This is a genomic window from Sphingobium sp. TCM1 (assembly GCF_001650725.1).
Classification (GTDB): Bacteria; Pseudomonadota; Alphaproteobacteria; order Sphingomonadales; family Sphingomonadaceae; genus Sphingobium.
This window is the reverse complement of the sequence record NZ_LXVX01000005.1, coordinates 108,768-133,393: the sequence shown is the minus strand read 5'-3', so window position 1 is coordinate 133,393 and position 24,626 is coordinate 108,768. Positions and strand designations below refer to the sequence as shown.

The window sequence follows — 24,626 nt, the reverse complement described above, 5'->3', positions numbered from 1 at the left end:
GTCATGTATCAATATGTATCGGGGCGGAAAACGAACATACGTCCATTATCCACCAAGCCGGGCATGGATGAGAAATTCGACATTGCCCTGCGGCCCGGTGATCGGGCTTTGCGTCACGCCTTCGACGGTCCAGCCCTGACCGCTCACCCAGTCCCGCACCTCCGCGCAGACCCGTTCATGGACGGCGGGATCGCGCACCACGCCATTCTTGCCCACCTCGTCGCGCCGTGCCTCGAACTGCGGCTTGATGAGCGCGAGCAGATGGGCGCCGGCGCGGGCGAATGTCATCGGCCGCTCCAGCACCTTGGCCAGGCTGATGAAGCTGGCGTCGCACACGATGATGTCGACCGGCCCGGCGATGTGGGCATCGGTCAGGATGCGGGCGCTGGTCTGTTCATGGACGATGACGCGGTCGTCGGAGCGCAGTTTCCAGGCGAGCTGGTTGGTGCCGCTATCGACCGCATAGACCTTCGCGGCGCCGTGGGTCAGCAGCACGTCGGTGAAGCCGCCGGTCGAGGAGCCGACGTCGATCGCCACCATGCCGGTCACGTCGATCGCGAATTGCTCCAGCCCATGGGCCAGCTTGATGCCCCCGCGCGACACCCAGGGATGATCGCGGCCGCGCACGTCGAGGTCCGTTCCCTCGGGCACCTGCTGCCCCGCCTTCTCGATCTTCCGGTCGCCGAGATAGACGAGGCCGGCGAGGATGAGCGCCTGGGCGCGGGCGCGGCTTTCGGCGAGACCGCTGTCGACGAGCAACTGGTCGGCGCGGATCTTGGCCATCAGCGCACCAGATCCGTCAGCGTGGCGGGAGTCAGCAATTGCGGCAATGTCAGGGCCTCCCTGCCCGGCGCATACCAAAGGTAGAGCGGAACGCCCGAGCGGCCCTGGCTTTCCAGGAAGCGGGTGATGGCGGGATCGGCGTTGGTCCAGTCGCCGACCATCACCGTCACGCCGGCCTGTTCGAAGGCGGCGCGGGTTTCGGCGCGGTCAATGGCGGCGGCCTCGTTCGCCTTGCAGGTCAGGCACCAGTCGGCGGTGAAATAGAGGAAGACCGGCTTGTTGGCGGCGCGCAGCTCGGCCAGTTTCTGGACACCGAACTGGACACGAGTTTCGCTCTTTTCGGCGACGACCGGGGCGCGGCTCGGCAAGGCGAGGCTGCCGCTGGCCAACAGCGCCGCGGCCGCCAGCGCGGCGACCAGCCCGCCGCCCTTGCCGAACCGCTGCCGACCGCCGAGCCACCAGAGGAGCAGGGCCAGCAGCAAGGCCGCAGCAAGGCCGATCGTCATGCCCGGCACGCCGCGTTGCTGCCCCAGCAACCAGGCAAGGCCCAGCGCGGTCAGGAACATCGGAACGGCAAGCATCTTCTGGACGCGCCCCATCCAGGCACCCGGCCTTGGCAAACGATTGCGGAGGGCCGGGAGATAGGCGAGCAGCAGGAAGGGCAGCGCAAGACCCAGCCCCAGGCCGACGAATATGGCGAGCGCGGCGGGCAAGGGCAGCAGCAGCGCCGCCCCCATCGCCGCCGCCATGAACGGCCCGGTGCAGGGGGTTGCGACGAAGGCGACCAGCGCCCCGGTCCAGAAGGAACCGGCAAGACCGCCCTTCCCCGCGAGGCGATCGCCCCCGCCATAGGCGCCAAGGTCGAACAGGCCCGCCAGATTGAAGGCGATCGCCGTCACCAGCAGCAGCAGCGCGAGGATGATGCGCGGATCCTGCAACTGGAACGCCCAGCCGACCGCCCCGCCTGCCGCGCGCAGCGCCAGCAGGAGCGCGCCCAGCGCGAGGCAGGTGAGGATGATGCCGGCGGTGTAGGCCAGCGCCTCGCGCCGCACCGTGCGTTCGTCCCCGCCCGCCTTGGCCAGCTTCATCGCCTTGAGGCCCAGAATCGGGAAGACGCAGGGCATGATGTTAAGCAACAGCCCACCCAGCAGCGCCCCGCCCAGCGCGGCAAGGATCGCGCCCGCCTGTCCGCCAATGGCCTGTCCGCCGCTCGCCCCCGCCACATGTCCGGGCCGGGCGGTCAGGAGGAAGCCGACATGGTCGCCGGTGCGCAGAACGGCCTGCACCATGCCGCCCTTCCCGCCTTCGGCCGCGTCCGTTTCGATCAGCAGCCGGTCGCCGTCGCGAGTCACCGTCTGCGCCGCGGCGTAGCGGGCCAACCCTTCGGCCAGCGGAAAGAGGTGGATGTCGCTCGCCCTCGCGCTCGCCGGGAAGGGCACCGACAGGCGCACCCTGCCGTCCTTCACCGCATAGGTCGCCTCCGACCCCAGCGGCCGGGGCAGATGGATGCGCCAGCCGTCGAAGCGCGTGCGATCCGATGCCGCGACCATCCCGTCCCCCACGACCAGATCGAGCGTCAGTTCTCCGCTTTCGGGCACGCACACCTTGTCGGTGCAGGCCAGCCATTGCGCCCTGGCCCGGACCGGCAGCCGCGTGCCGGGCGCGATGTCGGCCGCGACCTTGAGCGTCGCGAGCACCGCATAGGGGCCTTCATAGACATGGTTCATCAGGCCCGAGATGACCAGGGTTTCCGGCACCGGATAGCGCAACCGCCCGATGCTGACGCCCTTGGGCAGGGTCCATTCGACCGTCATGCCGAGGCCCGCGTCGCCGGGATTTTCCCAATAGCCGTGCCATCCCGCCTCCGGCGTCATGGCGAAGGCGATGGTCGTGCCCGCGCCGGGCGCGGGCGCGGCGCTTTCGGCGACCAGTCGCGCGGCGATATGCGCCTTGCCGCCCCCGAACGCACCCTGCGCGTGCGCGGCGGGCAGGCTCGCCAGCAGGGCAAGCGTCATCAATATGACTTGAAAAATCCGCATCGGGCCTCTGGTCGCGTGGATGCATGGGGGCTAGGTCGCTCCCTATCCGCCGTCAAGGCATGAGAAGGTTATAGAATATGTTCAAACGCGTCGCCGCCGCCCTGTTGCTCGCCAGCGCCATGCCCGTCATGGCGCAAACGCCCGCCCCCGCCCCCGTTGCCGCGACCGTCGCGCCCGTCGCTGCCCCCAAGCTGATCGTCGCGATCAGCATCGACCAGTTTTCCGCCGACCTTTTCAGCGAATATCGCCAATATTACAGCGCGGGCCTCAAGCGGCTGACACAGGGAGCGGTCTTTCCGCGCGGCTACCAGAGCCATGCCGCGACGGAGACCTGCCCCGGCCATTCGACCATCCTGACCGGCAGCCGCCCGGCGCGCACCGGCATCATCGCCAACAGCTGGTTCGATCTCGGCACGGGCCGTGAGGACAAGGCGATCTACTGCGCCGAGGATGAAAGCGCGCCGGGCAGCAACAGCGACGCTTATGTCGCCTCGCCCGTCCATCTGAAGGTACCGACGCTGGGCGGCCGGATGAAGGCGGCGAACCCCGCCACCCGCGTCGTGTCGGTCGCGGGCAAGGATCGCGCGGCGATCATGATGGGCGGGCCGACCGCCGACCAGGTCTGGTGGCTGGGCGGCGCGCAGGGCTATGTCAGCTACAAGGGCGTCCCCACCCCGCCGCTGGTCGCGAAGGTGAACCAGGTGTTCGCCCAGCGCCTGGCCCAGCCGAATCCCGGCTTCGAACTGCCCGCCCAGTGTGCGGCCAAGGATTTTCCGGTGCAGGCGGGCAATCGCACGGTCGGCACCGGCCGCTTCGCGCGCGACGCGGGCGACTATAACGGCTTTCGCATCTCGCCCGAACAGGATGCGATGACCCTGGCTTTCGCCGCCGCCGCGATCGAGACCATGGGCCTTGGCAAGCAGACCCAGACCGACATCATCTCGATCGGCCTGTCGGCGACCGATTATATCGGCCACACCTATGGCACCGAAGGCACCGAAAGCTGCATCCAGGTCGACCGGCTGGACCAGGAACTGGGCGCCTTCTTCGACCGGCTCGACAAGGATGGCATCGACTATGTGGTGGTGCTGACCGCCGACCATGGCGGCCATGACCTGCCCGAACGCCATCGGCTGAACGCCATGCCGATGGAAAGCCGGGTCGACATGGCGCTGACGCCCAAGGCGCTGTCGGCCGCCGTCGCCGAGAAGGCCGGCCTGCCGGGCCGGAAGGTCATCTGGGGTGACGGGCCGGCGGGCGACCTCTATTTCGACAAGGGGCTGACCGCCGCGCAGCGCGCGCGCGTGGAAGCCGAGGCGCTCAAGCTGCTGCGCGCCCATCCGCAGGTCGAGACGGTGTTCACCAAGGCCGAAATCGCCGCCACCCCCTCTCCCTCCGGCCCGCCCGAAAGCTGGAGCCTGATCCAGGAAGCGCGCGCCAGCTTCGATTCCGAACGGTCCGGCGACCTGCTGCTGCTGCTCAAGCCGCGCGTCATGTCGATCCCCGAACGGGCGGTGATGGGCGCGGTCGCCACCCACGGCTCGCCCTGGGACACAGACCGTCGCGTGCCGATCCTGTTCTGGCGCAAGGACATGCGCCATTTCGAACAGCCGCTGGGGGTCGAAACGGTCGACATCATGCCCAGCCTCGCAGCGCTGATCGGCCTGCCCGTGGCGAAGGGCGAAATCGACGGGCGTTGCCTGGACCTGATCGCGGGTGCGGGCGACAGTTGCGCACCGGAATAGCAGAGCCCGCTCGCTTCGGGCGAACGGAAATCGCCTAGATATTCTCCCCGATCCCGTCCGTGCTGTCGCGCAGGGCATGGACGCGGTGGGGAGCGGACACTTCGACGCGGCTCGTCACCTCATATTGGGCCTTGGCCTGGCGGACGTTGCTGTCCGCCGGGACGCTGTCGGTCAGCCAGACATTGCCGCCGATGACGGAGCGGCTGCCGATGATGATCCGGCCCAATATCGTCGCCCCGGCGTAGATGACCACGTCATCCTCGATGATCGGATGGCGCGGCCATGCCTTTTCGAGCCGCCCCTTCTCGTCCGCGGGAAAGCTGCGCGCGCCGAGCGTCACGCCCTGGTAGAGCCGCACCCGATCGCCCACGATCGCCGTCTCCCCGATCACCACGCCGGTGCCATGGTCGATGAAGAAGGACTGGCCGATCGTCGCGCCGGGATGGATGTCGATCCCCGTCTCGCCATGCGCGATCTCCGAAATGATCCGCGCGACCAAGGGCGCGCCCAGCGCGTGGAGCCGATGCGCGAGCCGGTGATGGATGATCGCCAGCATGGACGGGTAGCAGATCAGCACCTCATCCACGCTGCGCGCGGCCGGATCGCCCAGGAAGGCGGCCTCGACATCGCTGTCGAGCAGCGCGCGCAAGGCCGGCAGGCTCTGCGCGAAACCGCCGATGATGCGCGCCGCCTCGCGATCGACCGCCTGCACCGGCTCATCCTTGAGCGCGTAGAGAAGTTCGAGCCGGATCTGGCCGTAGAGGCGGCTGAGCACCGTCTGGAGCGTTTCGGCGACAAAGGCGTCCTCATTGTGAAGGCGCACGAAACTGGGGCCGAGGCGCAACGGGAAGAGCGCGCCGCACAGCGATTGCATGATCTTCGTCAGATTGGCCCGCGACGGGAAGCCCTCCGCGCCATATTCGGCATGATGCTGCTGCGCCTGTCGCCAGCGGCGGCGCGCGGCCCCCAGCTCCGTCACCAGTTGCCCGATATCCCAATATCCCTCGACGATGCTGTCGTCTTCCGGTCCGTCTGCAATCATGTCCGCCTCACGCGCTTGATGGATCGGGCATAGCCCCTGCGCGGGCATGGCGGTAAACGAGTTTTGCTTGGGGACGGACAGCTTCTCTTTTAGCGGGCCGAGGAAGCGCCGCGCGTCGCGGATCGCGGCAGCGGCAGGCAGATTTCGGCACGCAGGCCGCCTTCGGGGCGGTTCGCGAGGAGAAATTGCCCACCCTCCGCCGCCACCGCCTTCTGCACGATGGCGAGGCCGAGGCCGAGGCCGCGCGTGTTGCGCTGGCGCGCATCGTCGAGCCGGGCGAAGGGCCGCAGCACCTCCTCCAGCCGGTCGCGCGGGATGCCGGGGCCGTCATCATCGACGCGGATCAGCACCTCTCCACCCTGGCGCTGCAACGAAACGCGGGCGCGGTCGCCATAATGAAGCGCATTTTCGATCAGGTTGCGGACGGCGCGGCGCAAGGACAGGCCGCGCACATCCATCTCCAGATGCGCCGGCCCTTCATAGCTGACGTCGGCGCCATGGTCCTGGAAGGCATCGACAACGGTTTCGATGCTGACGGCGATGTCGGTACGCACGGGCGGCTCGGGATCCTGCCCCCCGCCCAGGAAGGCGAGCAGCGATTCAAGCATGGCGCCCATTTCCTCCAGGTCGCCGGCCATGGCCTCCTGGATTTCGGGGTCGTTCACCGCCTCCAGCCTCAATTGCAGGCGGGACAGGGGCGTGCGCAGGTCATGGCCGACCGCCGCCAGCGTCTCGGTCCGTTCGTCGATCAGCCGATGGATGCGCGCCTGCATGGCGTTGAAGGCGACGATCAGGTTGCGCACGTCGCTGGTGCCGGCTTCCGGCACGATCACCTCCACCCCCCGTCCGATCCGATGGGTGGCGTGGGTCAGGTCGCGCAGCGGCCCCAGGGTGCGGCGGATCAGCAGCCAGCCGGCGACGAGCAACGCAATGACGGGGATGAGCGCCAATCCCATGCGGCCGATGGTGAAGGCCCATTTGCCGCCACTGTGGTGCATCCCGAAATAGAGCCAGCTGCCGTCGGGCAGCTGCAACCCGCCATTAATCTCCGAATGACGCCCTGGCGAGATCCGGAGCCACAAGCCGGATTTCTCCAGGCTCGGTTCCCAGGCGACGATCTGCCGCCGCATCCGTTCCAGTTCGGGCGACAGCGGCGGCGGGGGCGGCGCGGCGGGCGACCAGTGGACGTCGTAGCGATCGGTGGTCAGCTGGATGCCAAGCGCGCGCCGCTCGGTCGGCGGCTGTTCGGCCAGCAGCTTGCGCGCGATGACCAGATGTTCGGCCAGGCGGCGGGCCTCATCGTCCTGCAACGAGAGCTGGCTGGCGCGCTCGTAGATCAGCGTGCCCACGGCAAATTCGAGCGTGACGGTCAGCAGCAGGATCGCGAAGAGCCGGCCGACCAGCCCCAGCGACCCCCGCACATGCGGTCTCAAGCGCGGCTGACTTCGGCGTTGAACATATAGCCCACGCCCCGGACGGTGGTGATCGGCGCGCCCTTGTCCTCGGTCGACAGCTTGCGACGCAGGCGGCTGACCAGCACGTCGATGCTGCGGTCGCTGCTGTCGCCCATGCGGGTGCGCGACAGTTCGATCAGCCGTTCGCGCGCGATGACGCGTTGCGGATGGCTGAGGAACGACCCGAGCAGGTCGAACTCCGCGCCGGTCAGGTCGACGATCGCGCCAGTGGGCGAGCGCAGTTCCCGGCGGGGGAAGTTGACGGACCAGCCGTCGAAGCGCGCCTCGCTCTCGCGATGTTCGTCCGGGCCGCGCTCCACGCCGACGCGGCGCAATATGGCGCGGATGCGCGCGATCAGTTCGCGGGTGCCGAAAGGCTTGGGCAGATAGTCGTCGGCGCCAAGTTCCAGCCCGACGATACGGTCGGTCTCGCTGCCCTTGGCGCTGATGAAGATGATGGGCACGTCGCTCTTGCGGCGGATCTGGCGGCACAGGTCGATGCCGTTGGTGCCGGGCAGCATGACGTCGAGCACGACCAGGTCGACCGGGCCGGCGTCGAAGGCGACCCACATTTCGGGGCCGGAGGAGGCGGGGCGCACCTGATAGCCATGTTCCTGAAGCGCGCGGGCGGTCAGCGTGCGCAGCGGCGGATCGTCTTCGACCAGAATGATCGACGGAGCGGTCATGGGAGCGTCAGCGCACGAAAGGTCATGGCCGGGAGATAGGGCTGGCCCGATCGGGGGTCAACCGCGCGCCGGCAGCGAAACGGCCGATCGCTACAGCAGCAACAATTTGTCACGGCGGGGACTAGTGGTCCGATTCTGACATTTGCAACCATCCCAGCCGCTAGCGGGAGGCAAATGTCAAAATCAATCCGCGATAGAGGCGCCGGACCCGGCGAACCGGGTCCGGCGTTCAGGATCAGAAGGCGGCCGAGAGCGAGAAGACGACCGTGCTGCGCGCGATCGACTTGCCGAAGTCCTTGCTGTCGGCGACCATGAAGTTGGGGCGCAGATAGTTTTCCTCGACGCGGGCGATGTCGGTGTCGACATAGGAGACGCCGACGGTCAGCGGCGTGCCCGGGATGGCGACGTCCGCACCGACCAGCCAGTCCAGATATTTGCCGGTCGGCGCGACCGAGGTGCCGTTCGGGCCAAGGCCGCTATTGCCGTTCGACCAGCCCAGATGCGCCTTCAGCGTGACCGGGGTGTTGGGCACGGCGCCGCTGACGTCGCCCCAGACGTAGAAATTGTCTTCCTTGTCGCCCGGATCGAAGACGGTGCAGGCCGCGTCGCTGCACCACTTGCCCAGCGCTTCCTGCTTGGGCGCATAGGCAACGCCGACCAGACCCTTGACCGGACCGAACTGGTGCGACAGCTTGACATAGGGTTCGGCGAAATCGGTTTCATCCGCGCCCGACGGATACATGTACCAGGTCAAGCCGACATCGACCGTCGTGCCTTCACCGAGCGACGCCGAGTAGCCGGCGATCAGATCGAGTTCCATGTTCGCGCCGCCGAAACGGCCCCAGCCGCCCAGGTTCGATCCCCAGGTGCCGACATAGAAGCCGCTTTCATGCGTGGCGGTGATGCCGCCCTGGATCGCCATGCCCCGGTCGGACTGCGACACGCCACGGAACCGATAGTCGGACACGAGGCCAACGCTGCCGGTGACGGTGACGGGGCTGGTGGGTTCTTCCTGTGCGAAAGCCGGTACGCTGGACATGAGCGCGAGGGCGGCACAGGCGATTTGATACTTCATGAACATTCCCCTTTACGAAAGAATGTTCCGTCCTGCTTCCACCCGCCCGGAAGTCTGTCGTGCGCCCCGGTATCAGTGGATGCGCCAATGAATATGCAATGCGGCCAGAATAGAAAACCGCTTTTTCTCGCATTTGCGAAATGAAGTCAGCCCCTGTTGCGCGGATGCAACAACCGTCCGGTGCCGGAAACGGAAAAGCCGCCGTGCCGGGGAATGGCACGGCGGCTCCGGCAGTCGCCTGGACGGGGGTGAGGATCAGGCGACGAGTTGGCGCATCCGTCCGGTTGCGCCGAACAGTTCGACCGGGGCGCCCGCGCCGCGACGGCGATCGACCCACTCGCGCAGCATTTCCGCGCAAGTATGGTCGATATGGCCCAGGCGCTCGACATTCAGGATGACGAGGCCGGCGGCGGGCAGCGATTCGAGCTTCGCCGACAGCTTGGGCAGGCTGAGGAAGGTCGCGGAACCGCGCAGCGCGACTTCATGTGCATCGCCGCGGCTTTCCTCCTCCATGTTGAGACGCAGGCGCCTGGCATGGGGCAGCAGCTCGATCAGCGACAGGCCGATGCCCACCAGCACGCCAGTCAGCAGGTCGGTCGCCACGACACAGATCAACGTCGCCGCCCACACCAGGGCCGGAAGCGGGCCATAGAGGTGGAACAAATGCTTGACGTGGGCGACACTGACCAGACGAACGCCGGTGATGACGAGGATGCCCGCCAGCGCGGCCATCGGAATCTCGCGCAGCAGCCAGGGGAGCAGCGCGACGAAGCCGAGGATCCAGATGCCATGCAGGATCGCCGAAAGGCGGGTCTTGGCGCCGGCCTGCACGTTGGCGGACGAGCGGACGATGACGCCGGTCATCGGCAGCGCGCCGGCGAAGCCGCACAGCAGATTGCCCACGCCCTGGGCGCTCAGTTCCTTGTTGTAGTTGGTGCGAACGCCGTCGTGCATCCGGTCGACCGCCGCCGCCGACAGCAGCGTTTCGGCGCTGGCGATGAAGGCGATGGCGATGGCGGTGGTGATGATGGCCGGGTTCATCAGCTGGGCCAGCAGCCCGGCTTCGGGAAGGCTGACCGCCGCGACGATCGATTCGGGCACGACCACGCGCGCCACCGGCAGGTCGAGGATGAAGGCGACCAGGGTGGCCAGCACGACGCCGACCAGCGCGCCGGGCACCAGCTTCATCGATGCGGGACGGAACTTTTCCCAGCCCAACATGCCGAAGATAGTGACGAGACCGACCGCGAAGGCCGTGGCCGCGCCGCCATTCGACAGGCCCAGTATCTGGCCCGGCATGGCGATCAGGTTATGCAAGCCGCTCGACAAGGGCTTGTCGTCGAACAGCACATGGAACTGGCCGACGACGATCAGCACGCCGATGCCCGCCAACATGCCATGGACGACGGCCGGCGAGATGGCGCGGAACCAGCCGCCCACCCGCGCCAGCCCGGCGATCACCTGGATGGCGCCGGCCAGGATCAGGATCGGACCAAGGGCCGACAGCCCCTGTTCGCGGACGATTTCAAAGACGATGACGGCAAGACCGGCGGCGGGACCGCTGACCTGGAGCGGCGAGCCCGCGAGCAAGCCGACGACGATGCCGCCGATGATGCCGGTGATGAGGCCCTTTTCCGGCGGCACGCCGGAGGCCACGGCGATGCCCATGCACAGTGGCATCGCCACGAGGAAGACGACGATCGACGCCGTGAAGTCGCGGCTGAAATTGCCGCCGGAAAGAGCCTTCAACATGTGTTACTCCGCCGCTTGGGCAAGGACCGTCTCGCCCGCGAGGCGACGGCCGTGGGGAAGCGCGATCGGCATGGGCTGGCCTTCGCGCAGGGGCAGGAAGCGGCCGGTATCGCCGTCGAGGCCAAGCACCTGGCCGGCATGAATGTCGACATACCAGCCGTGCAGGGCGATCTCGCCGCGCGCGATGCCCGAGGCGACCGACGGATGAGTGCGCAGATGGGCGAGCTGGGCGACGACATTTTCCAGCGCCATGTTGCGGAGCTTTTCCGCATCGCTCAGATCGTCGGGATAGCTTTCGCGGCAGACCTTCTGCGCGGCGTGGCTATGACGCAGCCAGGCGGCGACATTAGGCATGGTGGTGAGATCGGCGTTGGTGGACAGCGCCTTCATCGCGCCGCAATCGCTGTGGCCGCACACGATGATGTCGCGCACGCCCAGCACCATCACCGCATATTCGACGGTGGAGGTGACGCCGCCATTCTGGGTGGCGTGCGGCGGCACGATGTTGCCCGCGTTGCGGCAAACGAACAGGTCGCCGGGCTGCGCCTGCATGATGTGTTCGGGCACGATGCGCGAATCAGCGCAGGAAATCATCAGTGCCTTGGGGCTCTGGCCATGGCTGGCCAGCTGGTTGTAGAGCGCGCTTTCGTTCGGGAAGACCTTGGTTTCGAAGCTGAATACGCGACCGATAAGCTCGTTCATGGAGTCTATCCTCTTCTCTGTTGCTCTATGCGGTTGCCGATCAGGGGGCGGACCGGCGCAGAGTGAAGAATAGGATCGCGGTTTTGCTGCGGCGCAGCGGCTTTGTTAAATAATATGTCTGGCTAATAAACGGTGCCAAAGACGCGCCGAACCGCTGAAACCCGCCATTTCCGCGCGAAACAGGGGCGTCAGCGCCGGTCGACCACCGCGCTGAACATATATCCGACGCCGCGAACTGTAACAATCGGCGCGGCACGCCCGCCATCCCCCAGCTTGCGGCGAAGGCGGCTGACCAGCACGTCGATGCTGCGGTCGGAGGAGGGGGCGTCGCGCACGCCGGCCATTTCCATCAGCCGCGCGCGGGCGATGACGATCTGGGGATGGTCGAGGAAGACGGTCAGCAACGCGAATTCGGCAGCGGTCAGGTCTACGGGAAAACCCTGCGGGTCGCGAATCTCCCGGCGGGCGAAATCGACGATCCATCCCTCGAACACGGCCCGGCTCTGACGGCGCAGGCCAAGCGCGCGCTCCCCCCTGCCACGCCGCAAGACGGCGCGCAGCCGCGCGGCAAGCTCCCGAGTCGAATAGGGCTTGGCCATATAATCGTCGGCGCCCAGCTCCAGACCGACCACGCGGTCGACCTCCGAACTGTTGGCACCGACCAGGATGATCGGCACGTCGCTGCGCTCGCGCACGTCACGACACAGGTCCAGCCCGTCGGGACCGCGCAGCGCCGCGTCCAGCACCAGCACACCCACCGGCACGCTGGTCAGGGCGTGGAAGACGTCGTGCGCCGACCCTGCGGGCAAGGCGCGAAATCCGCTCTGTTCCAGATATTCGCGGACATTGCGCCGCAAATCCTGCTGGGTTTCGGCGATCAGGACCAGGGGCGGATTCATGCGGCCAGCGTCCGCGCACCATCCCCTGCCGCAGCGATCGGGCAATGCGCCTGGCCGTCAAGGCCGGAGCCTGCGTGGAAAACGGCCGATAAAATACTCGCAATGGTTGACGCCAGAGCGGGGGACATGAACGCTTCTCCTTTGCGGCCCGCACCATCCCGGCCGCAAAGCCGGACGACCGTGTCAGGTTAGGCGCGCTCAATGTCTGCGTAATTGGCTCGACGTAACAAATTGTTGCTGGCGACATTGTCGCCTGTCACTGGGCCGCCAGCAGGGCGCGCGCGCTCCGCGCCTCGCCGGTGGCATGGGCGATCAACGCGGCCAGCCAGAGCGCGTCTCCCGCCGCCCGATGCCGCTCCACACCCTGCGCGTCGGCATAGGCGACCGCCGCGCCGATCCGCGCCTCGTCGATCGCCCGCTCATCGAACAGCGTCGAGACATGGTCGATGCGGAAGGGCGAAGCTGCGCCGGCGGCCGCCGCGAGGGTGTCCAGCCAATATTGGTCGATCAGACTGTCGGCGATCACCCGCCGCCCCCGCGCGGCGAGGGCCAGTTCGGCGAGCACGGCCTCGACCGGCCATCCCTCCGAATCGATGCGGCTGAGGCTGAGGCCATGCAGCGCCTCGGCTTCGGCCGTCCAGTCCCAGCCGGCCCAGCTGTCATGCGGCCGGATCAACCAGCTGCGCGCGGCGCCATCATCCGCCATCCCCACCTCGATCGGGAAGGAGCGCCCATGGCGCGGCAGGCAGGACGCCTCGAAATCGATTGTCATTATGGTCACGTTTCAGGCTCCGGTCCTGCGCGCCGCCGGCCCTCTCCCAGCCTGTGCCGCGCGCATCGTCTTGCGCGCCCCCATTTCCACCCCAACTATGTCAGGCAAAAGTCAGCCGCCGCCCTGATGGCCGAAAATGACATGAGCGGACATGCCGACGCGGCGAACCGCAGGTCGCGCGGGACGGCGCCGCCCGCTTCTGCTAATCGACGGAAACAACAGCGAAACAGAAGAGATCATGACCGTCATTGCCGCCTATCTCTACCGCAACGGCCAATGCGTGCGCCCGGTGTCGATCGACGAGCGGATCGCCTGTGCGGCGGACAAGTCCGAATTCGTCTGGATCGGCCTCGCCGATCCCAGCGACGACGAAATGCACCGATTGCAGCGCACCTACGATCTTCATCCGCTCGCGGTCGAGGACGCGATCAAGGCGAACCAGTTGCCCAAGGTCGATCTGTATGGCGACCAGCTGTTCGTCGTCGCCCGCACCGCCTATCTCGAAGCGGACGCCATCTCCTATGGGGAGACCGCGATCTTCGTGGGTCACAGCCATATCATCAGCGTCCGCCACGGTTCGGCGCGCGCCCATCTCACCCTGCGCCACGACCTGGAGGCGGTGCCTGCCCGCCTGGCGCAGGGCGTCGACTATGTGCTGCACGCCATCCTGGACTTCATCGTCGACGGCTATCTGCCGATCATCGAGGGGATCGAGGATGAGGTGCTGGCGATGGAACAGCAGATGATCGACCATTTCCTGGGGCGCGACGACATTACCCGCATCTTCAACCTGCGCCGCCAGCTGATCCGGTTCCAGCGCATCCTGGTACCGATGCAGGAGGTGGCGACCAAGTTCGTGAAGGTCGAACTGCCATGCATCGACGCGGAGGCGCGGGCCTATTTCAGCGACGTGCGCGACCATGTGCGCCGCGTCCAGGTGATGGTCGACGATCTGCGCGAGGTGCTGAGCAGCGTGTTCGAATCCTCCAACCTGCTGGAGCAGCAGCGCACCGGCGCCATCACCCGCCAGCTTGCCGCCTGGGCCGCCATCCTGGCGGTGCCGACCGCGATCGCGGGCATTTACGGCATGAATTTCGAGCATATGCCCGAACTCAAGACGCGCTACGGCTATTTCGTCGTGCTGGGGGTGATAACCGTCATATGCAGCCTGCTCTACGCCCGCTTCAAACGGCTGAAGTGGCTGTAGCAGCCGGATCGAGCCGTGTTTTGCAACGCCAGTGGACTTCGTCCCGTTCTGACGCGGTTACTATCTTGTAAAACTGGAAAATTCCGAAAAAATCAGTTATTGTTCGATCGCATCGAAAAAATTCGGAATACAGGCCTGAATTGGCCGGGGTGAGGACGGAAGAAGCGCATATGATAGGTGTTCCGACCGATCCGAGTGAAAGAATTGTCGATTCTGGCCCAGGCCCGATGCCGGCACGGTGCGATCCTTTGCCGGGCGAGCATCCGCTCGTCACTCCCGTTGCAGACCCGTTGCCGGCGTTCGTCAGGGCCGAACGCATGGTCCAACATCTGTCGCGTTGGGCGGGGCCAACCGCGCTGTCTGGCGCCGTCCTCCTTCTGGGATACTGGCTGCTGAGCTGATTCGCACGGGCTACAGCCGCGCCTTGTCGCAGCGCAGCGCAGTGATGGTCTTACTCCGGTTATCGCACTTGTGGGGCGCCACGTCGCCGATCGCCTTCAAGTCGTCGGAAAAGCCCTTCCGGGCGTCTATAGTGGATTGCCAGCCGCGAAAGATTGTGGCGTGCTGCTACGCAACATAAATCAAAATAACGCACGCGTAACAAATGCCTTCATTCCGGTCGCCCATGGAAACATGGATCGGGCATGACGTCATGACGCAAAAAGGGTTGTAGATGTCGAAAATCGATCTTGCGATCAAAGATATCCCCCGTTTCCATCCCACCACAGCCGCAAGTCTCCGGAACATCCGACTGGCGCTGTGCCTGCTACTGTTGGCGACAGACATGGTGGCATTGGCTACCGGATTTGCTCTGGGCCTGCGCGCGGCGGGCCTCCCTACACTGTCGAGCGCACTTTGGCAGTCCATGGCAGGTGGCATGATCGTTTATGGGATACTGGCCTTTCATAACCAGGCGTTCCATCCGCGATGCCTTACAGGCATTACCAGCTCCTGCCGCAGCGCGATCATGGCACTGGCCGGCACGCTACTGATCTTCCTCCTGGTCGTGTTCTCGCTCAAGGCGACCGACAGTCTTTCCCGCCTTGGCGTGACATCGGGCATCCTGTGCAGCGCCACGCTGCTGATCGTCCAGCGAATGATGATCGTGCGCGCGGTGCGCCGCCATTTCGGCGACGGCCTGTTCGCGCAGCTGCTGATCGTCGATGGCGGCGTCCTGCCCGACAATGTCCAAGGCTTGACGGTTATCGAAGCCGATGCTGCGGGCCTGCGCCCCGACCTCGACGATCCCTACATGCTGCATCGGCTGGGGGTAATCCTGGAGGAATTCGACCGCGTGGTGATCGCCAGCGCGCTCGATCGCAAGGACGACTGGGCCCAAATGCTCAAGGGCGGCAACATCTCCGGGGAAATCATCGTTTCCGACCTGGATTCGATGGCGCCGCTCGCGGTCCATAATTGTCGCGGGATGCCTACGCTGGTCGTGTCCCGCGGGCCGCTGAACTTGGCCAACCGGGCCAAGAAGCGCCTTCTCGACATCATCCTGACGGTCCCGGTGCTGATCGCGCTGGCCCCGATGATGGCGGCGGTGGCGATCCTCATCAAACTCGACTCGCCCGGCCCGATCTTCTTCCGGCAGGAGCGGATCGGGCGTGGCAACCGCATCTTCCACATCCTGAAATTCCGCAGCATGCGGGTGAACCAGGCGGGCCAGGACGGCGCGACATCGACCCGCCGCGACGATGATCGCATCACGCGCGTCGGCGCCTTCATCCGCAAGACCAGCATCGACGAACTGCCCCAGCTCATCAACGTGCTGATGGGTGAAATGAGCCTGGTCGGTCCTCGCCCCCATGCGCTGGGATCGACGGCGGAAGATCAGCTGTTCTGGCAGGTCGACCGGCAATATTGGCATCGCCACGCGCTCAAGCCCGGCATCACCGGCCTGGCGCAGATCCGGGGCTTCCGCGGCGCGACCGAAACCCGGCGCGACATCCTCAACCGGGTGGAGGCGGATCTGGAATATCTGCACGGCTGGAGCCTGATGCGCGATATCGCCATCCTGGTGGGCACGCTCAACGTACTGGTCCACCGCAACGCATATTGAGCGCACCGCCGCGCCGGGCGGAACGCGACGAACGGTTGGCGCTAAGCCCCGCATTCCTACCTTTTGTTAATATCCGCGCGATATCCCGCCTGCATCAGGAACAGGCGGGATTTTTTTGTGTCATGCAGAACCGGAAGTCTGGCGTGATCGTTGCAGTTCGTTCGGCTGAGGAAATCAGCCCGAAAATCCATATTCCCGCCCGTCGTCGCGCTACGCCGGTGCTTGCCGATCGCCTGGAAAACATCGTGCAGATGGTTTCGCGCTGGGCTGGCGTCACCGCCTTGATCGCCACTTTGGCTGCAATCGGATGGGTGATTCTCTAGGTCCAAACAGCGCTCGCTAGATTGCTCCCAGATTAACAAGTCCGACATGGCGGGTTCCGGCCTGTAACCCGCACATTTCGGACGATCCGAACCGTTGCTTTGCCGCGACCAACGGTGTGTGGCCATGTGTGCAGGCGGCGGAAACCCGACTAGCATGGGCTCATTGCTGCAACGCAACATGAGTCGCATTTTGGCCCCATCAGATCATCCGCAACTGCGGACGCACTTCGTCATGCCCGGCACGGGTCGCCTGGAGCGTCGAACGCGCGTCCTGCGCACCATATTCGTCACGGCCGCAGCCCTGACGATCACCCCTCCTGTCGCGTTTGCGCAGGACAATATCGGATCCAACGGCGCACTCGAAGAGCGACGCCTGGTCGACTATGGCTTCAACCTCACGGCCGGGCTGGACCTGCTCTATGACGACAATGTCTATCGCGTCGACGACGCGGTGGCCGACCCGAAGAGCGACCTGATCGTCACGCCATCGATAGAGGCGCGGTTCGGGCGGCCGGTCGGACGACATGACATCCTGTTTCGGGCCAAGCTGGGCTATGACCGTTTCCTGTCGGAACAGCAGCGCAGCAAGCTGCGCGTCGATACGGAGGCCAAGGCCGACCTGCGCTTCGGCGCCACCTGTGTCGTCACGCCCCGCGCCGCCTACCGGCAACAGCGCGCCGATTATGGCGATCTCAACACGGCGACCGAGAATCTCCAGCGCTTCACCTCCTTCGGGGCCAAGCTCAGCTGCGAGCGGCCCGGCCTGTTTCCCGTGGCCGCCTATAGCCACGACCTGACGCGCAACGCCGACCAGTTCGACTATGCCGACCAGACCAGTGACAGCTTCATGGGCGGGATCGGCTACAACAAGCCGAGCCTGGGCACGATCACCGCTTATTATGCGCGGGTCGACAGCAAGCGCGACACGCTGGGAATCGAAAACCGGATCAACAGCTGGGGTCTGCGTTTCCAGCGTTCGGTGTCGCCGCTGACCCAGATCGACGCGGACCTGCGCTGGCTCGACGTCGACAGCGATTCGGCCGCGGTCGGCAGCTATGACGGGCTGGGCTGGAAGGTCAGCCTGTCGACCAACGCGGTTCCGCGCCTCAAGCTGACCGCCACGACCGAACGGAGCATCGTCAACGACAGCCTGATAGCGGCCGGCTTCGCCATCGAGACCGCCTATCGCGTGCAGGGCGACTTCGCCATTTCCGAACTCACCTCTGCCGGTCTCTACGCGGAATGGGAACGGCGGAAATTCCGGCAGGACGCCGCGCTGCGCCCCTTCACGATCAACGCCGACCGTAATCAGCGGCTGGGTGGCGTGCTGAGCCGGAAACTGTCGGACCGTGTCGCGCTGACGCTCGACGCCCAGCATTATCGGCGCCGGACCGACACCGACATTTCCCAGTTCAGCGGCACCCAGGTGACGCTGGGCGCGGCGATCAAATTCTGAACCATCCAGGGAGCAAAGACCTGTGAAAACAGCCAAGACCCTGACCATCTTGCAGGCGGCGGCCCTTGCCGCGCTGCCTGCGGCCGCCATTGCCCAGGCCGCTGCACCGGCGAGCACGACGGCGGCCGTCGCCCCCGCCGCGCCACAACCCGGCGCCGCGGCCGGCTATCTGCTCGGCCCGGACGACGAGGTGAAGATCGCCGTGTTCGGCCAGCCCGACCTGTCCACCACGACGCGGGTGAAGGCGGATGGCACGGTCCTGCTCGCGCTGATCGGCCCCATTCAGGCGAACGGCAAGAGCACGGCCCAGCTGTCGCAGGACATCGCCGCCGGCTATGCCGCCGGCGGCTATCTGACCAAGCCGTCGGTCAGCGTCGAAGTCAGCAATTATGTCAGCCGCTTCGTTACCGTGCTGGGCAATGTGCCGCAGGCAGGCAATTACCCGCTCGACCGGCCCTATACGGTGGCATCGATGCTGGCCAAGGCGGGGGGATCGACCAAGGACGGCGCCAACGCGGTCATCCTGACGCCCGCCGAGGGCGGCGCGCCGGTGCGTATTTCGCTGGCCGACATGTCGGCGGGCGCCAACCGGCCGCTGAAGCCGGGCGACACGCTGTTCGTGCCGCAGGCCGAGAAAGTCTATGTCTATGGCCAGGTGCAGCAGCCCGGCGCCTTTTCCTTCGCGCCGGGGCAGAGCTTCCGCCAGGCGCTGGCATTGGCGGGCGGCCCGACCCTGGCAGGGTCCACAAAACGCATAAAGGTTCGCCGGGGGGGGAAGGAAATTCAGGCCGATCTGGACGATCCGGTGCAGCCTGAAGACGTCCTCATCATCCGGGAGAAGCTGTTTTGACCGCGATAGATCAAGGCATATTGCAGGAACGGACCGGCCTTCTGGGCCGCTTCCTCTCGTCCGCCCTCGGCGATACGCGACGGCGCAGCGACCGGCTGATCCCCGACGAGGTCCAGCTGGAAGCGGACATGCGCGCCGTGCCGGGCTTCCACCACGCCTCGTCCGAACAGGAGACCGATGACGCGCAGCCGCGGCCGCTGTCGATGAGCGCCATGACCGCGCCCATCCGCCCGATCAGCCTGCGCCGCGACAGCATTTACGCCGCCTTCAACACGGCGATGCCCGTCACCGACCGCCATGGCCTGGCCGGGCGCAACAGCGAGCTGGAAAAGCTGGTCGAGGCGATCGTCGTGCAGCGCAAACATGCGGTCGTATTCGGCACGCGCGGATCGGGCAAGACCTCGCTCGCGCGGGTTTTCGGCGACCTGGCCGACGAGGCGGGCTGCGTTGCACTCTACGCCTCCGCCAATGGCGATTCGGATTTCGATGCGCTGTTCCGCCCGTTCCTGCCCGAACTGCCGATGAGCGCGGCCGGACGCGAGCGGCTGAAGACCATGCTGGCCGATCGGCTGGACGTGGCAAGGCTGGCCGCGCTGCTGGTCGAGGAAGTGCGCGAACGATCGATCCTGATCATCGACGAATATGACCGGGTGGAATCCGATGGCGCAAAACAGGATGTCGCGGCGCTGCTCAAGCTGCTGACGGACATTCATTCCCCGGTGCAGGTGGTGCTGGTGGGCATCGCCAGCGACATTGACGGACTGATCGCGGCCCACCCCTCGCTGCGTCGCCATCTGGTGCCGCAGCGCGTCAGCCCGATACCCCGCCCCCAACTGGAACGGCTGCTCGCCAGTTGCGCGTCCAACGCGCGGCTGACCATCGACCCCGACGCGCTGGAGGCGCTGGCCGCCGCCGCGATGGGATCGCCCTATCATGCCCGGCTTTTCGGGATGCACGCCGCGCTGGCCTGCGAAGGGGCGGGGCGGGATCATGTGACGCTGGCCGACGCCGAACAGGGGCTGGCCGATGCGCTGACCGGCTGGGCGGAAATGAGCGAGCCGACCCACGCCCTGTTCCGCCGCATCCTGTGGGAAGCGGGCGCCAGCCGACGCATGATCGGCCTGGCCGCGGTAGTGGCGGCGCAGATGCTCGCCATTTCCAGCGATCGCCTGGCGCGCCTCGGCCATGAAGTGCTGGGCGGCGGGTCGATCAACGAAGGACAGGCGCGCGACGCCATGGCCCGGCTGCAACCCGCGCTGGTCACGACGCCCAATGGCGAATTGTGGATGTTCGAGGACACGCTGGCACCGCAATTCCTGCTGCTGATGGCCAAGCAGCAGGTGACGGCGGCTCCGCCAGAACAATCCCCGGCCGAGGAAATGCGCGCATTGCTGCGAGGAGTGGACGGGCTATGAGCATGAATCCCATCGATCTGCTGGCCGCGCTCCAGGCGCGCTGGCGCACCGCCGCGACGATCGGCGCCGTGCTGTTCGCGCTTGTCGCCGCCTTTGCCTTCACGCAGCCGCGGCAATATATGGGCACGGCCTCGCTGCTGCTCGATCTGTCGCAGACCGACCCGACATCGACGACGAACGACCAGGGCAGCCGGGTCGATACCGAAAGCATCATCGGCACCCAGACCGACGTGATCCGCAGCGCCAAGGTGATCAACGCCGTGGCGAAGGAAGCCGGGTTCGTCGACGCCCTGCCCGCCGACATGCCGGCCGACGCCCGCCTGCAACAGGCCGCCGCGATGGTGCGCGCGAACCTCATCATCACCACCGGACGGCAGAGCAACGTGCTGCAACTCCAGTATCTGGACCCCAGCCCGCAAATCGCGGCCAAGGTCGCGAACCTGGTCGCCAAGATCTACATGCGCGAACAGGTGGAGCTGCGGGCCTCGCCCGCGCGCGGATCGGCCAAATGGTTCGACGAGCAGACGCAGGAAGTGCGCCGCCGCTACGAACTGGCGCAGAAGAAGCTGTCCGACTTCCAACGCGCCCATGACATCATCGGCATCAACCGCATGGATCTGGAAGCCGAAAAGCTGAAGAACATGTCCTATCAGCTGACCCAGGCGCAGGCCGAGGCGGCCGCCGCGCGCTCCAAGGCGCGCGCCGGCAGCGTGTCGGACATCGAAGGGTCGCTGATCGTCCAGAATCTGCAGGAACAGGTCGCGGCGCAGTCCGCTCGCGTGTCGGAACTGGGCAAGACCCTGGGCCCGAACCATCCGACCATGGCCGCAGCGAGTGCCCAATTGTCGGAATTGCAGGCGAAGCTGGGCGCCGCCCGCGCCAGCCAGGCCGGCGCGGTCAGCGCCAACAGCGTCGCCGCCAACGGCCGCGAGGGCGACCTCAAGGCCAACATGGCCGCGCAGGAAGATCGCATGATCCGCATGTCGGACGTGCAGGACCAGCTGATGGTGCTCCAGCGCGACGTGGATGCGGCGCGCCAGACCTATGACACGGTGCGCCAGCGCTTCAACGAGGCGGCGCTGCGGAGCCAGATCTCCCAGCCCAACGCCAGCCCGCTGGACGAGGCGGCCGTGCCGCTGCTGCCCGCCAAGCCAAACATCCCCTTGTGGCTGGTCGCGGGCGTGGCGCTGGGCCTGGTCGGCGGCGTAGCGGCGGTCATCCTGATGGAGATCGTCAACCCCCGCGTCCGCTCCGCCTCCGGTGTCGCCCGCGCCACCGAAGTCGACGTCATCACCGAACTGATGCCCGCCCCTGTCCGGGCCGGGTGGTTCCCGAAGCACAAGGAGGCTGCATGAGACTGCGTTCCACGGCAGGCGCCCCGCCGCAGATGAACCCCGGCGGCACCGCCGCTTCCCGTCCCCGTGCCCGCGACAGCAAGGGCTTTGCCCGCCTCGCGGTGGAGCATGGTTTCATGGCGGAGGCCGATGTCGCCCGGATCGAGGCCCACGCCCGCGCCGAAGGACTGGCGCTGCATGATGCGGCCGTCGACCTGGGGCTGCTGGACAGCGAGGATGCGGCCATGCTCGCCGCCTTGCAGGGCGGCTTCGCCCTGCTGCCGATGGGCGACCCGCGCGTTGACCCGCTGGTGGCAGCGGCCTTCGACCCGGCCGATCCCTACGCCGCAAAGATCCGCACCATCCGCTCCAAGATGCGGGCCGTCGCCAAGAATGGCGATCCCACCGCGCTGCGGCTGGCCGTCCTGTCGGTCGATGCGGGCGATGAAGGCGCGATCGTGGCGGCCAACCTGGCCGTCGTGCTGGCGCAGATGGACGGACCGACCATGGCAGTCGACGTCGACATGGAGCGACCCTCGCTCGACCGGCTGTTCCGGGTCGCCAACAAGGCAGGGCTGGCCGAACAGCTGATCGGCAGCGCCGCCTTGCTGCCCGCCGCCAAGACGGCGGTCGACGGGCTTTGGCTGATGACCGCCGGGCGTGCATCGGGCAGCGCATCCAGCCTGGTGACGCGGGGGCCACTGGCCGAAACCGCGAGCGGCTGGGGCCTGCGGGACATGACGATGCTGTTCTACCTGGCCGAACGCAAGGGCGACCAGACGCCCTATGGCAGCATCCTCGCCGGCTTCGACGCAGTAACGCTGATCGTGCGGCGCGGAGAAACAGGGATCGCCGCCATGCGCCGCGTCATCGACGAACTTGATCGCCATGGCGTGCCGATCGCCGGGACGGTGATCGCATGAACGATCTGGCTGCCAACAATCCGCTGCCCTGGCCGGAGGGCGCGCGAGCAGAGTCGTCGATCGCGCATGTCGGCGGCATTCCCGTTTCCACCCTGTCGCTCGACGCCCTGATCGGCAAGATGCTGCGGGAGGCGCCGTTGCGCCGGTCGCTCGACCAGCCCGCCTGGCTCGTGTTCGATTGCAATGGCCAGGGCCTGTCGATGAACGCCACCGACCGGGCGTTTCGCGCCGACCTGGCGCAGGCCGACCTGATCCACGCCGACGGGCAGGTCGTGGTCGCCGCTTCCCGGTGGCTCGACGGCCCGGCCATCGCCGATCGGTCGAGCACCACCGACATGTTCATCGACAGCCTGCAACCCGCCGCAAAGGCCGGCGTCAGCTATTATCTGCTCGGCGGAACGGAAGAGGTGAACGACCAATGCGCGCGGCGGATCACCGAAATCGCGCCGGGGCTGAACCTCGCCGGACGCCGCAACGGATACTGGTCGGCGCAGGATGAGGATGCGGTGATCGATGCGATCAACGCGGCTGCGCCCGACGTCCTCTGGGTCGGCACGGGCAAGCCGCGCGAGCAGGCTTTCTGCGTGCGCAACCGGCACCGGATCAAGGCGGGCTGGATCGTCACCTGCGGGGGGCTGTTCAACTATGTGACCGGCGATTATCCGCGCGCGCCGATGTGGATGCAGGAACGCGGGCTGGAATGGCTGCACCGCATGGTGACGCGCCCGCGCCAACTCGCCTGGCGCTACATCACCACCAATCCCCATGCGCTCTGGCTGATCTGGAAGCATCGCCATGGCTGAAGCGCCAGCGGCCGAAAAGCTGCCAGCCGGGGAGCGACCCGCGACGGGTAGTGCCCAGCGGCTGGGCGGCGTGCTCGGCCGCTTCGGCCTGGCGAGCCTGTCCTCGGCGATCGTGTCGGTCAGCCATCTGGCCGTCCAGCTCTTTTCCATTCACCATCTGGGGACGGCGGCGATCGGCACGCTGGCCTTCTTGCTGGTCATCATCCAGTTCGGATACGGCCTGTCCAACGCGCTGGTCTCGACGCCCTATACGATCGCGGTCAACCAAGGCGAGGAAGCGGACGCGCGCCGTTTCGACTTCTTCTTCCCGGTCAACCTGCTGCTGGCGGCCAGCCAGGGACTGATCTGCGCGGGCATCGCCTGGGCCACCGCCTCCCCCGCCGCCGCCCTGCTGTTCGGGCTGGCTGGCACCTTCTCGCTGATCCGCTGGTTCGGCCGCTCCAATGCCTATGCCCATCATGCGCCGATGCGCGCGGCGCGATCCGACCTCGTCTATGCGGGCACGATCCTGATCGGCCTGACGATCGCGACGCGCACCGGCGCCAGCCTGCCCACCATCGGCGCGATGCTGGTGGCCGCCAGCCTGATCGGGATGCTGCCCTTTGGCTTCGCCTTCCTGCGCCGCCATGGCGCGATGACGCCGGGCCGCGCGCTGCGCGCCTACCGCCCGGTTTGGCGCGAACAGTCCGCCTGGACGCTGGTGGGCGTACTGTCCACCGAGGCGACATCCAACGCGCACAGCTATATCGTCACCCTGCTCGCAGGCCCGGCCGCCTTTGCCCCGGTCGCCGTGGGGATGCTCTTCTTCCGCCCGGTCAATGTCTGCATCACCGCGCTGACCCAGCTGGAGCGACCGCGCATGACCCGTGCCGTCGCGCGCGGCGACCATGATGCGGCGATCAAGTCCGAACGCCTGTTCATGGCCGCTTTGGTCCTGCTCTGGATCGGCACCTGCGTCGTCGCGGCGATCGTGCTGGCCGCCTTCCCCGGCCTCATCATCAAGCCCACGCTCGATCATCAGGCGGTCGTCATGGCGGTCGCGCTCTGCGCGCTGCTGTCCCTGGTCCAGTGCGTGCAGACGCCGATGAGCGTGATGACCCAGGCGCGCCGCGCCTTCCGCCCGCTCGCCGCACAAAGCCTGCGCAGCTGCGGGGTCGGCATCGTCGCCGTCACACTGATCGTGCTCGGCGCCGATCCGGTGCTGTCGATCGGCGGCGTGGTGCTTTCGCAGCTGGTGATGATGCTCGGCATCTGGCGGCTCGACCGCCAGTGGCGGCGCGCCCGGCGCACGGAGGACTGAG

At 66.7% G+C, this 24,626-nt stretch carries 21 protein-coding genes; 11 read left to right on the top strand and 10 right to left on the bottom strand.

Features of this window, described 5'->3' with window-relative positions; genetic code table 11:
- Positions 1–45: 45 nt before the first annotated feature.
- Positions 46–783: a TlyA family RNA methyltransferase gene (locus tag A7Q26_RS05015; protein ID WP_066857479.1), complete on the bottom strand. Its 738-nt coding sequence runs from the start codon at positions 781–783 to the stop codon at positions 46–48.
- Complete coding sequence (locus A7Q26_RS05010) at positions 783–2,822, bottom strand: protein-disulfide reductase DsbD family protein (protein WP_066857476.1); 2,040 nt, start codon at positions 2,820–2,822, stop codon at positions 783–785. The genes A7Q26_RS05015 and A7Q26_RS05010 overlap by 1 nt, the downstream gene beginning before the upstream one ends.
- 77 nt (positions 2,823–2,899) lie before the next feature.
- Between A7Q26_RS05010 and A7Q26_RS05005 the strand changes: the two genes are divergently transcribed.
- A complete protein-coding gene (locus A7Q26_RS05005) occupies positions 2,900–4,567 on the top strand; it encodes an alkaline phosphatase family protein (protein ID WP_066857473.1) in 1,668 nt (555 codons plus the stop codon).
- 34 nt (positions 4,568–4,601) lie between these two features.
- Here the strand turns inward: A7Q26_RS05005 and epsC are convergent, their stop codons facing one another.
- The 8 genes from epsC to A7Q26_RS04965 form a co-directional block, all read right to left on the bottom strand.
- Entirely contained in the window at positions 4,602–5,609 is a 1,008-nt protein-coding gene (gene epsC, locus A7Q26_RS05000; RefSeq protein WP_066858001.1) for a serine O-acetyltransferase EpsC, read from the bottom strand.
- Between the two features lie 89 nt (positions 5,610–5,698).
- Complete coding sequence (locus A7Q26_RS04995; RefSeq protein WP_232313689.1) at positions 5,699–7,030, bottom strand: ATP-binding protein; 1,332 nt, start codon at positions 7,028–7,030, stop codon at positions 5,699–5,701.
- An 8-nt stretch (positions 7,031–7,038) separates the two neighbouring features.
- Positions 7,039–7,749, bottom strand: a complete 711-nt coding sequence (locus A7Q26_RS04990; protein WP_066857466.1) for a response regulator — start codon at positions 7,747–7,749, stop codon at positions 7,039–7,041.
- 235 nt (positions 7,750–7,984) lie between these two features.
- The gene (locus A7Q26_RS04985) at positions 7,985–8,830 is read right to left on the bottom strand and encodes a TorF family putative porin (protein ID WP_066857463.1); all 846 of its coding nucleotides are present in this window, start codon (positions 8,828–8,830) and stop codon (positions 7,985–7,987) included.
- Between the two features lie 249 nt (positions 8,831–9,079).
- Entirely contained in the window at positions 9,080–10,576 is a 1,497-nt protein-coding gene (locus tag A7Q26_RS04980; protein ID WP_066857460.1) for a SulP family inorganic anion transporter, read from the bottom strand.
- Positions 10,577–10,579: 3 nt separating this feature from the next.
- A complete protein-coding gene (locus A7Q26_RS04975; protein WP_066857457.1) occupies positions 10,580–11,278 on the bottom strand; it encodes a carbonic anhydrase in 699 nt (232 codons plus the stop codon).
- 188 nt (positions 11,279–11,466) lie between these two features.
- On the bottom strand, positions 11,467–12,177 hold the full coding sequence (locus A7Q26_RS04970) for a response regulator transcription factor (protein ID WP_066857454.1): 711 nt from the start codon (positions 12,175–12,177) through the stop codon (positions 11,467–11,469).
- A 256-nt stretch (positions 12,178–12,433) separates the two neighbouring features.
- On the bottom strand, positions 12,434–12,949 hold the full coding sequence (locus tag A7Q26_RS04965; RefSeq protein ID WP_232313698.1) for a hypothetical protein: 516 nt from the start codon (positions 12,947–12,949) through the stop codon (positions 12,434–12,436).
- 238 nt (positions 12,950–13,187) lie between these two features.
- Between A7Q26_RS04965 and A7Q26_RS04960 the strand changes: the two genes are divergently transcribed.
- The 10 genes from A7Q26_RS04960 (at position 13,188) to A7Q26_RS04915 (ending at position 24,625) form a co-directional block, all read left to right on the top strand.
- Positions 13,188–14,156 carry a magnesium and cobalt transport protein CorA gene (locus A7Q26_RS04960; protein ID WP_066857998.1) on the top strand — a complete coding sequence of 323 codons (969 nt, stop codon included), beginning with the start codon at positions 13,188–13,190 and terminating at the stop codon, positions 14,154–14,156.
- A 673-nt stretch (positions 14,157–14,829) separates the two neighbouring features.
- Positions 14,830–16,221 (top strand): sugar transferase, encoded by a 1,392-nt coding sequence (locus tag A7Q26_RS04955; protein ID WP_066857448.1) that lies wholly within the window; start codon positions 14,830–14,832, stop codon positions 16,219–16,221.
- A complete protein-coding gene (locus tag A7Q26_RS25035; RefSeq protein WP_157102455.1) occupies positions 16,218–16,544 on the top strand; it encodes a hypothetical protein in 327 nt (108 codons plus the stop codon). Before A7Q26_RS04955 ends, A7Q26_RS25035 begins: the two co-directional genes overlap by 4 nt.
- A 178-nt stretch (positions 16,545–16,722) precedes the next feature.
- Complete coding sequence (locus tag A7Q26_RS04945; protein ID WP_232313688.1) at positions 16,723–18,000, top strand: hypothetical protein; 1,278 nt, start codon at positions 16,723–16,725, stop codon at positions 17,998–18,000.
- Between the two features lie 22 nt (positions 18,001–18,022).
- Positions 18,023–18,850 carry a polysaccharide biosynthesis/export family protein gene (locus A7Q26_RS04940; RefSeq protein WP_066857441.1) on the top strand — a complete coding sequence of 276 codons (828 nt, stop codon included), beginning with the start codon at positions 18,023–18,025 and terminating at the stop codon, positions 18,848–18,850.
- Complete coding sequence (locus A7Q26_RS04935; RefSeq protein ID WP_066857437.1) at positions 18,847–20,265, top strand: ATP-binding protein; 1,419 nt, start codon at positions 18,847–18,849, stop codon at positions 20,263–20,265. The genes A7Q26_RS04940 and A7Q26_RS04935 overlap by 4 nt, the downstream gene beginning before the upstream one ends.
- The gene (locus A7Q26_RS04930; RefSeq protein WP_066857434.1) at positions 20,262–21,620 is read left to right on the top strand and encodes a GNVR domain-containing protein; all 1,359 of its coding nucleotides are present in this window, start codon (positions 20,262–20,264) and stop codon (positions 21,618–21,620) included. Before A7Q26_RS04935 ends, A7Q26_RS04930 begins: the two co-directional genes overlap by 4 nt.
- Positions 21,617–22,522 (top strand): capsular biosynthesis protein, encoded by a 906-nt coding sequence (locus A7Q26_RS04925; RefSeq protein WP_066857431.1) that lies wholly within the window; start codon positions 21,617–21,619, stop codon positions 22,520–22,522. Before A7Q26_RS04930 ends, A7Q26_RS04925 begins: the two co-directional genes overlap by 4 nt.
- On the top strand, positions 22,519–23,325 hold the full coding sequence (locus A7Q26_RS04920) for a WecB/TagA/CpsF family glycosyltransferase (RefSeq protein ID WP_084439003.1): 807 nt from the start codon (positions 22,519–22,521) through the stop codon (positions 23,323–23,325). The genes A7Q26_RS04925 and A7Q26_RS04920 overlap by 4 nt, the downstream gene beginning before the upstream one ends.
- Positions 23,318–24,625, top strand: coding sequence for a polysaccharide biosynthesis protein (locus A7Q26_RS04915; RefSeq protein WP_066857428.1), 1,308 nt, complete (start codon positions 23,318–23,320; stop codon positions 24,623–24,625). The genes A7Q26_RS04920 and A7Q26_RS04915 overlap by 8 nt, the downstream gene beginning before the upstream one ends.
- The last annotated feature ends 1 nt before the right edge of the window (position 24,626 follow it).